General features: G+C 69.7%; 16 protein-coding genes, 2 tRNA genes and 1 pseudogene. 14 read left to right on the top strand and 5 right to left on the bottom strand.

Annotation, left to right across the window (positions count from 1 at the left end; translation table 11 throughout):
• Both I0Q12_RS21205 and I0Q12_RS34700 read right to left on the bottom strand, forming a co-directional pair.
• Positions 1-362 (bottom strand): annotated as a pseudogene (locus I0Q12_RS21205) (hypothetical protein); the annotation flags it as partial.
• Positions 363-555: 193 nt separating this feature from the next.
• A complete protein-coding gene (locus I0Q12_RS34700) occupies positions 556-684 on the bottom strand; it encodes a hypothetical protein (RefSeq protein ID WP_269437665.1) in 129 nt (42 codons plus the stop codon).
• A gap of 92 nt (positions 685-776) precedes the next feature.
• On the opposite strand from I0Q12_RS34700, the gene I0Q12_RS21210 reads away from it, so the two are divergent.
• From I0Q12_RS21210 to I0Q12_RS21270, 13 genes are all read left to right on the top strand, one after another.
• Entirely contained in the window at positions 777-1,460 is a 684-nt protein-coding gene (locus tag I0Q12_RS21210; RefSeq protein ID WP_231611143.1) for a TetR/AcrR family transcriptional regulator, read from the top strand.
• A gap of 41 nt (positions 1,461-1,501) precedes the next feature.
• Positions 1,502-2,215, top strand: coding sequence for a hemerythrin domain-containing protein (locus I0Q12_RS21215; RefSeq protein WP_197254348.1), 714 nt, complete (start codon positions 1,502-1,504; stop codon positions 2,213-2,215).
• A 41-nt stretch (positions 2,216-2,256) separates the two neighbouring features.
• Positions 2,257-2,622, top strand: a complete 366-nt coding sequence (locus tag I0Q12_RS35175) for an SRPBCC family protein (RefSeq protein ID WP_374068755.1) — start codon at positions 2,257-2,259, stop codon at positions 2,620-2,622.
• A complete protein-coding gene (locus tag I0Q12_RS21225; protein ID WP_197254425.1) occupies positions 2,549-2,776 on the top strand; it encodes a hypothetical protein in 228 nt (75 codons plus the stop codon). The genes I0Q12_RS35175 and I0Q12_RS21225 overlap by 74 nt, the downstream gene beginning before the upstream one ends.
• A gap of 78 nt (positions 2,777-2,854) precedes the next feature.
• Entirely contained in the window at positions 2,855-3,217 is a 363-nt protein-coding gene (locus I0Q12_RS21230; RefSeq protein ID WP_197254358.1) for a CrcB family protein, read from the top strand.
• Positions 3,214-3,561 (top strand): fluoride efflux transporter CrcB, encoded by a 348-nt coding sequence (gene crcB / locus I0Q12_RS21235; protein WP_197254360.1) that lies wholly within the window; start codon positions 3,214-3,216, stop codon positions 3,559-3,561. Before I0Q12_RS21230 ends, crcB begins: the two co-directional genes overlap by 4 nt.
• A 108-nt stretch (positions 3,562-3,669) precedes the next feature.
• Positions 3,670-5,298: a phosphoglucomutase (alpha-D-glucose-1,6-bisphosphate-dependent) gene (pgm, locus tag I0Q12_RS21240; RefSeq protein ID WP_197254362.1), complete on the top strand. Its 1,629-nt coding sequence runs from the start codon at positions 3,670-3,672 to the stop codon at positions 5,296-5,298.
• A gap of 71 nt (positions 5,299-5,369) precedes the next feature.
• Positions 5,370-6,593: an MFS transporter gene (locus I0Q12_RS21245; protein ID WP_197254364.1), complete on the top strand. Its 1,224-nt coding sequence runs from the start codon at positions 5,370-5,372 to the stop codon at positions 6,591-6,593.
• 25 nt (positions 6,594-6,618) lie between these two features.
• Positions 6,619-7,104 (top strand): MauE/DoxX family redox-associated membrane protein, encoded by a 486-nt coding sequence (locus tag I0Q12_RS21250; protein ID WP_197254365.1) that lies wholly within the window; start codon positions 6,619-6,621, stop codon positions 7,102-7,104.
• 40 nt (positions 7,105-7,144) lie between these two features.
• Positions 7,145-7,891, top strand: coding sequence for a DsbA family protein (locus tag I0Q12_RS21255; protein ID WP_197254367.1), 747 nt, complete (start codon positions 7,145-7,147; stop codon positions 7,889-7,891).
• Between the two features lie 136 nt (positions 7,892-8,027).
• Positions 8,028-8,100 (top strand) — tRNA-Ala (locus I0Q12_RS21260).
• 91 nt (positions 8,101-8,191) lie between these two features.
• A tRNA-Ala gene (locus I0Q12_RS21265) sits at positions 8,192-8,264 on the top strand.
• A 74-nt stretch (positions 8,265-8,338) separates the two neighbouring features.
• A complete protein-coding gene (locus I0Q12_RS21270) occupies positions 8,339-9,850 on the top strand; it encodes an HNH endonuclease signature motif containing protein (protein ID WP_197254369.1) in 1,512 nt (503 codons plus the stop codon).
• A 30-nt stretch (positions 9,851-9,880) separates the two neighbouring features.
• Here the strand turns inward: I0Q12_RS21270 and I0Q12_RS21275 are convergent, their stop codons facing one another.
• Positions 9,881-10,705 (bottom strand): metalloregulator ArsR/SmtB family transcription factor, encoded by an 825-nt coding sequence (locus I0Q12_RS21275; RefSeq protein ID WP_197254376.1) that lies wholly within the window; start codon positions 10,703-10,705, stop codon positions 9,881-9,883.
• Between the two features lie 32 nt (positions 10,706-10,737).
• The gene (locus tag I0Q12_RS21280) at positions 10,738-12,249 is read right to left on the bottom strand and encodes a long-chain fatty acid--CoA ligase (RefSeq protein ID WP_197254377.1); all 1,512 of its coding nucleotides are present in this window, start codon (positions 12,247-12,249) and stop codon (positions 10,738-10,740) included.
• 84 nt (positions 12,250-12,333) lie between these two features.
• Here I0Q12_RS21280 and I0Q12_RS21285 point away from each other — a divergent pair, with 84 nt between their 5' ends.
• Complete coding sequence (locus tag I0Q12_RS21285; protein WP_197254379.1) at positions 12,334-13,611, top strand: LuxR C-terminal-related transcriptional regulator; 1,278 nt, start codon at positions 12,334-12,336, stop codon at positions 13,609-13,611.
• Positions 13,612-13,631: 20 nt separating this feature from the next.
• Here I0Q12_RS21285 and I0Q12_RS21290 read toward each other — a convergent pair whose 3' ends face one another.
• On the bottom strand, positions 13,632-13,946 hold the full coding sequence (locus tag I0Q12_RS21290) for a WhiB family transcriptional regulator (protein WP_197254381.1): 315 nt from the start codon (positions 13,944-13,946) through the stop codon (positions 13,632-13,634).
• Positions 13,947-13,962: the final 16 nt, after the last annotated feature.

Below are 13,962 nucleotides of genomic sequence, written 5' to 3' on the forward strand. Positions count from 1 at the left end.
CCCGTCGCGGCGGCCCGGACTGCTTCGCGGTAGTTCTCCCGCTGATCCTCGGGGAGGCTCTCGCCGTTCATCGTCGCCGTGAGGAACTGCTCGGCCGCGGTCTCGACGTTGTATCCGGGGGTCTGTCGCAGGGTCTCGAACATCGGGAGGAGCTCGGCGCACATCGCCTCTGCGGTCTTCGGTTCCGCGGCGTCGCCGTCGATCGTCACCACGTTGCTTGCCGTGCCGGTGGCATCGGCCGCTGGAGCCGAGCTCGTCGAGGGGGTTGCGTCCGGCGTCGACGGTGCGGGATCCGGGTCGGAGGATCCGCAGGCGACGGCGAGAAGCAGCAGAGGGGCCAGGGCGAGTGCGCGAATTTTCACGCCCGGATCATGCCATTCGGTCCGGGACCTACGAAAAAAGAAAAAGTGGGAAACGGGCGTAACGCTCGATCCGTGGTTGTCGATTCAACCGTCGTGGTCGTGGAGACGCGCCCCCGACACGCTCGCCGCGGCCACTTTCGCGCCCCGCTTTTCCGACCCCTGTACCCGGAGAAGCGGGGTGCAACTTTTCGATTCAGGGAACGAGGAACACCAACAACAACAGGGTGACGACCACCCCGAGCCCGATCGCGAGGGTGGCTCCGCCGGCTGCACACTCTTCCGTGAACAGCGGGGTCTCGGAATCCCAATTCGCCTTGTCCATACATCCATGAAACGGGCCGGTCGGCCGGTTTCGCAGCGTTTTGGCACTGGAACAGCCTTGTATTGAATTCATGGCTGTTCCAGAATGGGTGCATGCCGAAGTCGGAATCGTCGGCACCCCCGGCCTCACCGCGACGGGCGTACAACTCGCCCCGCCGCCGCGCGAACGCGGCGGACACCCGGCAGGCCGTGCTCGACGCGGCGGCGGAGTTGTTCGCCACACGAGGCTGGTCCGCGACCGGCATGCGCGACATCGCACGCCGCGCCCGCGTGGCCGTCGAAACCGTCTATGCCACCGCAGGAACCAAGACCGACCTGTTGTTGCGGGTGATCGACGTGGCGGTGGCGGGGGACGACGAACCGATCCCGGTGGCCGAGCGCCCCGAGTTCCTGGCACTGGGCGTCGGCACTCTCGCGGAACGCGCGGGCGCCGCCGCCGACCTGCTGACAGCCCAGTACGGCAGGGTCGCCCCGCTCGAACGCACCTTCGCGCACGCTGCCGCCGCAGACGCCGATCTCGCCGCTCGGCAGCGCGCACTGCACGAACGTCGCCGCGTCAATTTCAGGCAGGCGGCCGCACTCGTTCTCGGCCGGGATCCCGAACCCGACCAGGTCGACGGTCTCTGGGCCGTCGGCAGCCCCGACGTCTACCTGCTCCTCGTCGAGAACTCCGGGTGGACGCCGCAGCGATACCGCGACTGGATTGCCGACGCGATCATCCGACTGCTCGGACCGGACCCGCGCACCGTCGTCGACGCTCCGGCGGATCCCGGTTGATCCTCCTCGAACGCTGATCCTCCTCGAATACAGGAGAAGTCATGATCTCCGACCCCGCAGGCCCCGCCGACACCCGGATCATGGGCATCGTCCACTCCGCGCTCAGGCGCGACCTGCTCCGCACACGCACGGTCCTGGAAGCAGGACCCGTCCCAGACAACCGCCGCGGCCCGCTCGCGGACCACATCCTGTGGATGATGGACTTTCTGCGCCACCATCACGAAGGGGAGGACACCGCGCTCTATCCGCTCGTCGTCCGCCTCAACCCCGACGCCGCGGCCCTCGTCCACAGCATGGACGACGACCACCGCAGGATCGAGCCCGCAATTACCGAACTCGAATCGGCGGCATCACTTTTCACCTACCCCGACAGCGATTCGCAGGCGAGGCTGAGTGCCGCCCTGACAGCACTGACCGACGTGCTGCTGCCACACCTCGAACGGGAAGAACTCGACATGATGCCGGTCGTGTCGGAAACCCTCACCGACGCGCAATGGCGCACCTGGGACGAGGACGCCAACATCGCCCCCAAGAGCATGGTGACCCTGGGCAAGGAAGGGATCTGGCTCATCGACGGACTCGGAGCCGACGACCGCGACCACGTCGTCCACCTCGTGTCGGCGATCCCGCGGTTCTTCCTGCTCCACGTCCTCGGTATCGCGAATCGCCGCCACTTCGCCGCGATCTGGTCCGGAACCGACGCGGCGGCCGTCCCGTCCCAGCCGATCACCCGCACCCCGGGACGGCTGCCGTGAGCACGGCACGGATCCCGCCCGGCGGCAGTGTCGACACCGTGGTGGATGCGACCCCCGAACAAATTTGGGCGGTGCTCGCCGACGTCACCCGCATCGGCGAGTGGAGCAGCGAATGCCACGGCGCCGAGTGGCTGGACGGCGCCACGGTCCCGAGGGTCGGAGCGAGGTTCCGCGGCCGCAATCGGGTCGGCCCGATCCGCTGGACCCGCGTGTGCACGATCACCGAGGTCTCCGCGCCCCGCGTGCTCGCGTACCGCACCCGCGGCGCTCACCCGCGACGCGACGGCCTGGACGTTCCGGCTGGACCCCACCGGGAAGCGGACCCGCGTCACGATGTCCTACGAAGTGCTGGCGATGCCGCGGGCGTTCGAACTGGTCATCGTCAATCTGATCCCCGCACACCGTGACCGGTCCGGAGAACTCGCCGACGACCTGGTCCGCCTCGGCGAGGTTGTGCGGGCGGATGCGCAGCGTCGCGGCGGCACCGACGCACAGCCTCCCGGCGGCACCGACGCACAGCGTCCCGGCGGCACCGACGCGCGGCGGCCCAGCGTGCGATAGCCGGGCGGCGGCAGGGTAGCCTCGCTGATTTGTGCCCCTGTCCCAAGGTCCCGCCGGCTTCGTGACCGGCGAACGGTGATGGCCGTGCAGGCCCGAGCGGTCGCGGTGGTCGCGGCCGGGGGAGCACTCGGCGCGGTCGCGCGCTACGGCCTGTCCACGGCGTTCCCCGGCGTGTGGACGATCGCCGCGATCAACATCGCCGGCTCGCTGCTGCTCGGCATTCTCGCCGCGATGGTCGGCCCGGACCGGTTGCTGCGGTTGTTCCTCGGAATCGGTGTGCTCGGCGGCTTCACCACGTTCTCGACGTTCGCGGTCGACGCGGTCCGCAACCCGGCGGTTGCGGTGGCGTACGTGGCGATCACGCTCACCGGCGCCCTGATCGCGGCGCGGTGCGGAATGGCCATCGGCGAGCGGTTACACCGGCGAAGGGCGGCGCGGTGACCGTGTTGTTCGTCGCGCTGGGCGGCGGAGCCGGAGCCGTGGTCCGCTACCTGGCGGGACGGTACATCCGGTCGTATCGCAGTGTTCCGCTCGCGACGCTCGCGGTGAACGTGTTCGGGTGCGCCCTGCTCGGGGCGTTGTCCGGGGCCGCCGCACTGTCCCCGGATCTGTTCGCCCTGCTCGGTTCCGGATTCTGCGGTGGCCTCACGACGTATTCGACGTTCGCGGTCGAAGCCGTCGGCCTCACCCGGATCCGGCGCCCGCTCACCGGCATCGGTTACGTCGTCGTCAGCGTCGTCGCCGGGCTTGCCGCGGCGTGGGGTGGGTACACCCTCACTGCCTGATCCGTGTTGTCGCGCGCGCCCGGTCGGCCCCGGGCAGTATGAGAGCGACACTGCTGTAGAGCGACGCTGCTGCATGAGAGCGACACCGCTGTCGACGAGGAGGACCCCATGGTGCACGAACGAGCAGGACAACCGGCAGAACCCGGCGACCTCGAGGACCTCGCGCACCTGGTCACCGCCTACTACACCGTGCAGCCCGATCCGCAGGATCCGCTGCAGCAGGTAGTGTTCGGCACCTCCGGGCATCGGGGATCGAGCCTCGACGGTGCGTTCAACGAACAGCACATCCTCGCGACCACCCAGGCGATCGTCGAATATCGTGCCGCGCAAGGCATCACCGGGCCGTTGTTCCTCGGGCGCGACACCCACGCGTTGTCCGAGCCGGCATGGACGACCGCGCTCGAGGTGCTCGTCGCGGGCGGCGTCGAGGTCGTCGTCGACGCCCGCGACCGCTACACCCCGACCCCCGCGGTGAGCCACGCGATCCTGCAGCACAACGCCGGCACCGGGCCGCGTGCCGACGGCATCGTCGTGACGCCCTCGCACAATCCGCCGCGCGACGGCGGCTTCAAGTACAACCCGCCGCACGGTGGTCCCGCCGACACCGACGCCACCACCGTCATCGCGGCCCGCGCCAACGAGCTGCTCGCAGCCGGCCTCGACGGGGTCCGCCGGGTGCCCGCCACGCGCGCCCTCGCGACCGCGGGCCGGCACGACTTCCTCGCCGCGTACATCGACGACCTGCCGAACGTCGTCGATCTCGACGCGGTGCGCGAGGCCGGGGTGCGGATCGGCGCCGATCCGCTCGGCGGCGCCAGCGTCGACTACTGGGCCGCGATCGCCGAACGGCACCGCCTGGACCTGACGGTCGTCAACCCGCTCGTCGACGCGACCTGGCGGTTCATGACCCTGGACACGGACGGCAAGATCCGGATGGACTGCTCGTCGCCGAACGCGATGGCGTCGCTGATCGGGGCGCGCGCGAAGTTCGACGTCGCGACGGGCAACGACGCGGACGCCGACCGGCACGGCATCGTCACCCCCGACGGTGGCCTGCTCAACCCCAATCACTACCTCGCCGTCGCCATCGACTACCTCTACGGGCACCGGCCCGGCTGGCCGACCGACGCGAAGGTCGGCAAGACGCTGGTCAGTTCCTCGATGATCGACCGGGTCGCCGCGGGTCTGGGCCACGACCTGCTCGAGGTGCCCGTCGGGTTCAAATGGTTCGTGCCGGGTCTGCTCGACGGCAGCCTCGGGTTCGGTGGGGAGGAGAGCGCCGGCGCGTCGTTCCTTCGCAAGGACGGCTCGGTGTGGACCACCGACAAGGACGGCATCCTGCTGGCGCTGCTGGCCTCCGAGATCATCGCGGTGACCGGGCAGACCCCGTCGCAGCGATACGCGGATCTGGCGGCCCGCTACGGAAGCCCCGCGTACGCGCGGGTCGACGCCCCGGCGGACCGCGCCCAGAAGGCGGTGCTCGCGAAGCTGTCCGCGGACCAGGTCGGTGCCACCGAGCTGGCCGGGGAGCCGATCACGGCGACGTTGACCGAGGCGCCGGGCAACGGCGCCGCGATCGGCGGACTCAAGGTCACCACGGAGAACGCGTGGTTCGCGGCCCGGCCGTCCGGCACCGAGGACGTCTACAAGATCTATGCGGAATCGTTCCTCGGCGCCGACCATCTGAAGCAGGTGCAAGACGCCGCGCGCGAACTGGTGTCGAGCGTGCTCGGTTGACCCGTACGCCGGTCGTGCTCGACCGACCGGCCCCCCGGTCGTGTCGTGCGCGAAGCTAACATCGGCTCATCATGCGCACACGTGACGCGGCGCTGCCGCGGGAGATCTGGGTGCTGGTCAGCGCCAGCTTCGTCATCGCCCTCGGGTTCGGACTCGTCGCCCCGGCACTGCCGCAGTTCGCCCGCAGCTTCGACGTCGGCATCACCGCCGCGACCGTCGTCGTCTCCGCGTTCGCCGCGATGCGGCTGGCGTTCGCGCCGGCCAGCGGTGCCCTCGTGCAGAAGCTGGGGGAGCGGCCCGTCTACATCACCGGCGTGCTCATCGTCGCGTTGTCCACCGGCGCGTGCGCGTTCGCGCAGAACTACTGGCAACTGCTGGTGTTCCGGGGGCTCGGCGGTATCGGTTCGACGATGTTCACCGTCTCCGCACTGGGCCTGATCATCCGGATCGCGCCGCCGGATGCGCGCGGACGCGTCTCCGGTCTGTACGCGACGAGTTTCCTGCTCGGCAACATCGGCGGACCGCTGGTCGGCGGCGCCCTGGTCGGCTTCGGCCTGCGGGTCCCGTTCGTGATCTACGCGATCGCGTTGCTGGTGGCCGCTGCCGTGGTCGGTATCAGCCTGCGCGGATCCGCACTCGCCGAACCGGCCGCGGCCGACGGTGCCCCGGCGCTGCGGCTGCGCGACGCACTGCGCGTGCCGATGTATCGCGCGGCGCTGGGATCGAACTTCGCCAACGGATGGGCCGTGTTCGGGGTGCGGGTCGCGATGATGCCGCTGTTCGTCGTCGAGGTCCTGCAGCGCGACGCGTCCCTCGCGGGCGTGGCGCTGACGGTGTTCGCGGTCGGCAATGCCCTCGTGCTCATGTCCTCCGGTCGCCTGTCCGACCGCTACGGGCGGCGGCCGTTCGTGCTGATCGGGCTGCTGGTGTGCGGCGCGGCCACGATCGGGATGGGACTGACCGACGACGTGCCGCTGTTCTTCGTCACCTCTCTCGTCGCCGGGATCGGATCCGGTCTGCTCGGCCCGCCGCAGCAGGCCGCCGTCGCCGACGTCGTGGGCAGCAAGGCGCGTGGCGGTCCGGTGCTGGCGGCGTTCCAGATGACCGCCGACGTCGGATCGGTGGTCGGGCCGGTCGTCGGTGGCCTGCTCGCGGAACGCCTGTCCTTCGAGGTCGCGTTCACGGTGACCGGCGCGATCCTGCTCGCCGCGGTACTGCCGTGGGCGCTGCTCGCGCGCACCGCACCGCCCGGTGTGGTCACCGAGCCGGTGGTGACCGACGACATACGCCGTTGAGCCCGCGCTCGGTACCCTCGACGAGGTGTGGATTCGCATCGTCAGCCTGATCGCCCGGCTCGGTCTGGCCGCCATCTGGTTGGTCTCCGGGTGGATCAAGTTCTCCGATCCCACCCAGACGATCGTCGCCGTCCGGGCCTACCAACTGCTGCCCGAGGACATCGTGCGCCCGGTCGCGGCCGGGCTGCCGATGCTCGAACTCGTGCTCGGCCTGCTGCTGCTGATCGGCCTGGCGGTACGTCCGGTCGCCGCGGTGAGCGCCGTCGTGCTCGTCACCCTGATCGCCGCGATCCTGTCGGCGTGGGCGCGGGGACTGTCCATCGACTGCGGTTGCTTCGGCGGCGGTGGCGCCGCGGACGTCGACAGCTGGGACTACGCCCGCGAAATCCTGCGTGACCTCGGGTTCCTTGCCCTATCGGCCTGGCTGATCGTGTTCCCGCGCAGCCCCGTGGCACTGGGACCGGGCTCACGCGCGTCCTCAGCTACCGCTCAGCCCGCGATGGCAGAGTGAGATCCCGTCAGCAATCCCCGAGCAGCGAAGGGCAGTAACCGTGAGCGCGAAGAAGGTCAAGCCGGTCAAGTATTCGCCGGAGCCGACGTCCAGCAAGTCCACCTTCATCCTCGGTGGTCTCGCCCTTCTCGTCATCGCCGCGCTCGTCATCGGCGGTGTGCTGTGGCAGTCCAACAGCGGTAAGGCCCGCAACGAGGGATACGGCGGTGTGCAGAACTCCGCGGTGCAGGTCACGGTCGCGGACAACGGTGTCGCCCTGCTCGGCCGGCCCGACGCGGCGACCACCATCGACCTGTTCGAAGACCCGATGTGCCCCTACTGCGGTGAGCTCGAGCACAAGCACGGTCAGGAACTGGCCCAGGCGATCGACGATGGCCGGGTCGCCGTGCGCTACCACATGCTCGCGTTCCTCGATCAGCTCTCCGCCAGCGGCGACTACTCGACCCGTGCAGTCGCGGCGCTGCAGTGCGTCGCGCAGAGCGGTGACGCCATCGCGTACTCGGCGTTCCATTCCGCGCTGATGTCCCCGGACAACCAGCCCGCCGAGCGCGGCGACAGCGACCACAGCAACGAAGATCTCGCGCAGATGGCACGTGACGCCGGCGTCTCCGACGAGGCGGCGCAGTGCATCGCCGACGGCACCCGGGTCGAGCAGGCCCGCGCCGACGCCGAGGCCGGCCGGCAGTTGCTCGCCACGACCGGTGCCGCCGGCACCCCCGCCGTCGTTCACAACGGTGTCGTGATCGACGCCCTCGGCAACGAGAACTGGGTCGCCGAACTCGGCTGACGACTCGCGGTGATGCCGGGAGACGATCCCGGCATCACCGCGCTGACCAGCCGATTTGTTGACGCCGAGCGCGATGGTGTAGCTTTCTTTCAGCGCGAGGGGCTCGCCCCCGGACGCGAAGCAAGGAACTGAATACGGGGCTATGGCGCAGCTGGTAGCGCACCACACTGGCAGTGTGGGGGTCAGGGGTTCGAGTCCCCTTAGCTCCACTTCCGACTACAGGCGAGAGTTCACACTCTCGCCTGTAGTCTTGAGAAGAGACAGTTTCACGGTGGACATGTTCACTGGACATTTTCACAAGGGGCTATGGCGCAGCTGGTAGCGCACCACACTGGCAGTGTGGGGGTCAGGGGTTCGAGTCCCCTTAGCTCCACAGTTCTCGCAACGAATCCCTCCGACATACGTCGGAGGGATTTTTTGTCGGGCCCCGTCGCTACACTTTCGAACATGCTTTCGAGCCAGGTGGGGGGTGCGGTGGTCGAGGCGCGGCTGTCCGCGCTCGACGCCGCGGTCGACGGCCTGCTCGGCGACGATCTGTCGGGCCTGTCGAACGACGACATCGTCGGGGTCCTGCAACGCCTGGAGGTCACGCTGCGCAAGGCCTCCGCGGTCGGGCACCGACTGGTCGTCGAGGCCACCGAACGCATAATTCCCGGGCATCTCGGGTGCCGGTCGGTCAACGATCTCCTGGTCGGCACGCTGCGGATCTCCGCCGCCGACGCGGCCCGGCGGGTCAAGGGCGCGAAGAAGGTCGGCACCTGGCGTTCCCTCGACGGCGAGGACATCGAACCGGAACTGCCGGCCACCGCGGCCGCTGTGAAGACCGGGACCATCGGATCCGACCATGTCGCCGCGGTCGCGAAGGTGATGCGGAAGGTGCCGCACGGGGTCGGATTCGACGAGATCACCGTCGCCGAAAAGATCCTCGCGGACGCGGCCTGCTCGGTCACGCCCGACGACTTGGTGAAACTCGGCGCGCATCTGCTCGCCTACCTGAATCCGGACGGGGACGTGCCGGACGAGAAGGAACGCAAACGTCGTCGCGGTCTGCGGATCGGCAAGCAGGGCGTCGATCTCATGACCCCGATCTCCGGGCTGATCGATCCGGAAACCCGGGCGCTGCTCGAACCGGTCCTGGCGAAACTCGCCCGCCCCGGCATGAACAACCCGGACGACCCCGAATCACCTTCCGGTGACGTCGAATCCGAGACCCTGGACCGCGACGCGCTCGCCAAGGCCGCCGCCCGCGACACCCGCACCGCGGTGCAACGCAACCACGACGGACTGAAAGTCGCCCTGCGGCAGTTGTTGTCGTCGGGCGTGCTCGGCAGCCACCGCGGGTTGCCGGTGACCGCGATCCTGACCATGACCGTCAGGCAACTCGAGGAAGCGACCGGCATCGTGACCACCGCCTCCGGTGGGCTGGTGCCGATCCGGGACGCGCTGCGGATGGCAGAACGCGCGCATCCGGTGCTGGCGATTTTCGATCACCACGGCCGGTCGTTGCATCTCGGTCGCGCGAAACGCTTGGCGTCGGCCGATCAGCGGCTGGCGTTGATCGCCGCGTCCGGTGGCTGCACCCGCCCGGGCTGCGACGCCCCCGCGACACTCACCGCGGTCCACCACATCACCGAATGGCAGGACGGCGGACCCACCGACATCACCAACGAGGACCTCGCCTGCGATGCCTGCCACGCGCTGGTGCACGACGGGCCCGGCGGCTGGGAAACACGCGTCGCGTCGGCCAACTCCGAGCACCCGGGTCGCACGGAGTGGATCCCGCCACCGCACATCGACCCCGAGCAGAGACCTCGGATCAATCACCGGCATCACCTCGGTGATCTGCTGTCGGCGGCGTTGGCGCACTACCGTGCCCGCCGCGAAACCGAGCTGCGGGAACACCGGCGGCAGTGGATGCGGGTACCTACCGGAGATGTCGACACCGGAGAGGTTCCTTAGTGGCAGATCCGCGGCCGCAGGAAAGGCGTCTCACCCGTTCTGCGCCATGTGCGCGGCGCGTTCCTCGGCATGGAACTCCCACGGCGCCTGAGGCAGCACCTCGCCCGTTTCCAGCAGCGTCTTGAGGTTGGCGAGCACGGCGGGCCAGCCCTGGCCGATCGCGTGCAGATCGTCGGCGTTCCGCAGCTTCCGGTGCACCACCGTGAGTTTGACGATGTCCCGGTGCGGTTCGATCTCGAATGTCACGACGCTCGGCTCGAAGTCCGGGTTATCGACCCGTGCGGGGTCGTCGAAACCGAACGTCAGACGCCGGGGGCGGTCGGCCTCGATCACCCGGCCGGCGCAGTCCGCGATGCCCGAGCCGTCGGTGCGGACGTGCTCGACCCTGCTGCCCGGCGTCCAGTCGGAGACCTGGGCGTGCCCCCAGTAGCGCGCGGTCAGGTCGGCGTCGGTGAGTGCGTGCCACACGTCCTCGGCGGTGGCGCGGATGTAGGTGGTGTAGACGTAGTCGGGAATGGTGTGTGCGTCTGTCGAGGTCATCGCGAGCTCCTCCGCGCGTCGAGCGATCGCGTCCAGGGCGAGCACCCGGGGTTCGTCGAACTTCGAGATCCAGCGGTTCCGGATCTCGTGGATGGGAACAGGATTCGGATAGTGCAGCTTGCGGCGGCCGTCCCGGATCGTGGTCACCAGATTCGCGAGCTCGAGAATTTCCAGGTGCTTGCTCACGGACTGGCGGCGCATGTCGAGGCCGTCGCACAACTCGCCCAGGGTGCTCCCCGGATGCGCGCGCAGCGAATCGAGGAGGCTGCGGCGGGTGGGGTCGGCGAGGGCCTTGAACACCGCGTCCTCATCCACTCCTCCAATATGCAGCCAATCGGCTGCATATGTCAATGCTCGTCGTAGAGCCGATCGATCACGTCCGCGAACCGCTCGAGGACCACTGCACGCTGCGGCGCGCCGGTCTCGTCCCGATCACCGGCGCCGAGCGGCCGGTCCACGAGCGCGACCCGCCGGATGCGTTCCCACCTGTTCAGCTCGCCGTTGAGCTGCTCGACGGCCGCGTGCACGTCGGCGCCGCGGTCGCCGGGAAAGACGAGACCGATGCAGTGGGAGCGACCCTCGCCGACCACTACGATCTCCGCGCCCGGACACAACGCGCGGAACCGCTCGGCGATCGCGTTCGGTGCCACGTACTTTCCGGTGGTCGTCTTGAACACATCCTTCTTGCGGCCACGCATCGAGACGAACCCGTCGGGGTCGACCGTCGCGCAGTCGCCGGTGTGGAACCAGCCGTCGGCGTCGAGCGCGGCCGCGGTCGCCACCGGATCGGCGTGGTAGCCCGTCATCAGGGACGGACCGCGAATGAGAAGTTCGCAGTCGTCGGCGATCCGGACCTCGGTGCCCGGCAACGGCAGACCCACCGAGCCCGGTTTGTGCGCGTCGGGACGGTTGACACACACCGGTCCGGCGGTCTCGGTGATCCCGTATCCCTCGAACACCGGGACGCCGAGATCCTCCAATCGCTTCGCGAGGTCGCGTGGCAACCGCGCCGACCCCGAGATGAGAAACCGCAGCCGGCCGCCGAGCGCCGACCTGTCCGCCGCAGCGGCGGCGCCGATCTTCGCGAGCACGTGCGGCACGGAACCGAGGAACGTCGGGCGCACCGACCGCAGATTCTCCACGACCCGATCGGCCCGGCCGTCCACCGCGGTGGGCAGGCCCACCTGCATCGCCACGAACAGCAGCGCCCGGCCGAACACGTGCGACAGCGGAAGCCACAGCAACTGCAGGTCCCGCGGGCCGATCATGCCCACCTCCGCCATGGCCCGCGCCGTGTACGCGACCGCGCCGTGCGACAGGATCGCGCCCTTGGCGCTTCCGTCGTCGCACGCGGTGTAGATCAGGCACGCGGCCGAGTCGGGGGTGACCTCCGCGATCCGGGCGTCGACGGCGTCCGGGTCGGTGTCGAGCAGCGCATCACCGTCCGCCGCGAGTTCGGCGAGCCGATCGAGGTGCAGCACGCGTGCGTCCACGTCCCGGTCGGTGACGGTCAGCGCCGCGTCGCAGTGCCGTGCCAGGTTGCGGACCTCGTCGTCGCGGGTCGGGGCATACACCGGCACCGAGACCGCGCCCGCGCACGCGACCGCGAGATCGGCGAGGATCGCCCGATAGCTGGTGGCCGCGCGGATCGCTATCCGGGCGCCCGGTGCGACACCCCGCGCGACGAGCCCGGCCGCGAGTGTCGTGACGCGCGAACCGACCTCCGCCCACGTCACACTCGCCCAGCCGCCGGAATCCGGGAATCGGTAGGCCTCGCTGCCCGGAGTGTCGGCCACCCGGTCGAACAGCAGACGGGGCACAGTGCCGCGAGCAGCGTCGTAGTGTGCTGCGGACCCCACGGGCACCTCCTGCTTCCTGCTCCGAAATCGTAGCCGCCGGTGCACGGCAGCGGGCCGAGTGCCGGCCCCCGATATCGTGGGGCGGTGAGCACGACGAACCCCGAAGCCGGCCCCCTGATCACCGCGCTGCGCGACGTGCTGGTCGGCCCGCTCACCGACATCGGCCAGCGCTTCTCGGCGCTGCTCACCGATCTCGTTGCGCACGACGCGCTCGTCGTCTTCACCCGGGAATGCACGGGCCGGCCCCGGAAGGTCGCGGGCGACCCCGCCGTAGTGGACCGGGTGACGATCGCCGAACTCGACCGTGTCCGAAGCGAACTCGTCGCCGGTCAGATCAGACGCGGCCCCGCCGTGATCGGCGGCCGCAGCCGGGAGGTGTGCGCGATCCTCGACCGCACCGACACGCTGCTCGTGCTCGTGCCGCGCGGATCATGGCCGCCGGCGCAACGATTCGAACTCGTCCGGGCGTTGTTCACCGTCGTCGCGACCGGGATCCAGCTCCAGGTACAGGAAGCGAGCCCGGCCTATCTCGCCGAGTCGCGCGCGGCGTCCACGGAACGGGCACGCACGGTCGCCGAACTCACCGAGGCGCATGCGGTGACACTCGAGACGATCCTGGCGACGCTCCGGTCGAACGATCTCGACGACACCCGCGCTCGCACGACCGCCCGGGAGACGGCGACGAACGCGCTGATCGGACTTCGCTCGGCGGTGGATCGTCACCGCGAGTTCGCGGAGGAGGCCGTAACCACCGCGTTCGCCAGAATGCACGGTGAACTGCGCGGGCTGGTTCGGCACCGGCCGTTGACGCTGGAGATGGTCGAACCCTCGGCGCACGGTCGCGGGATGCCCGGTGAGGTCGCGCACGCGGCACGGGCCGTCGCACGCGGCGCGGTACTCGCGCTCGCGGAACAGCCCGGGGTCACGCGGATCCGGGTGGCGTGGCACTGCGACGGTGAGAGCCTGTCCATCGACATCCGCGACGACGGAGACGGCCGGCTCGACGCCGCCGAACTCGGGCGCCAGCTCCGTGATCGGGTCGAAACCCTCGGTGGCAGTATCGAATCCGAGGCGATACCCGGCTGGGGTTGCCGGGTCGCGGCACGGCTGCCGCTGGATCTGGCGGCGCCCTCGCAGGGCGGTCCGGCTCTAGACGCACTCGCCGAACTCGGTCCGCGTGAGGTCGAGGTGCTCGAACACCTCGTCGCGGGCCGACGGAACAAGGCGATCGCCGAACGGCTCGGCGTCAGCGAGTCGACCGTGAAATTCCATGTGGCGAGCGTGCTCAGGAAACTCGGGGCCGGCAGCCGTGGCGAGGCTGCGGCGCTCGGCGCGGAGGCGGGGGTCAAAGCCGCGCTGTAGGGCCGCGTACGGCGGAACGGTCAGCGGTGCAAGGCCGTCCAGCGCCGCGCGCGGCCGGCCGCGTTGGTGCGGGCCCGGCGTTCGGTTTCGGACAGTCCACCCCACACGCCGTAGGGCTCGCCGACGGACAGGGCGTGCTCGCGGCACATCTCCAGTACGGGGCATCCGGCGCAGACGAGCTTGGCGCGCAGTTCGCGCTGTTCGCGGGCGTGTCCGCGTTCGCCGTCGGGGTGGAAGAACGCCGACGACTCGAATCCGCGGCAGGCCGCGTCGCGTTGCCAGTCCCACACGTCGGTGTGGGGGCGGGGGAGGGTCACCGTGTTGACGATCGACATTGCACTCCTCGGGGCC

Source organism: Rhodococcus sp. CX (assembly GCF_015865005.1).
Lineage (GTDB): Bacteria > Actinomycetota > Actinomycetes > Mycobacteriales > Mycobacteriaceae > Rhodococcus.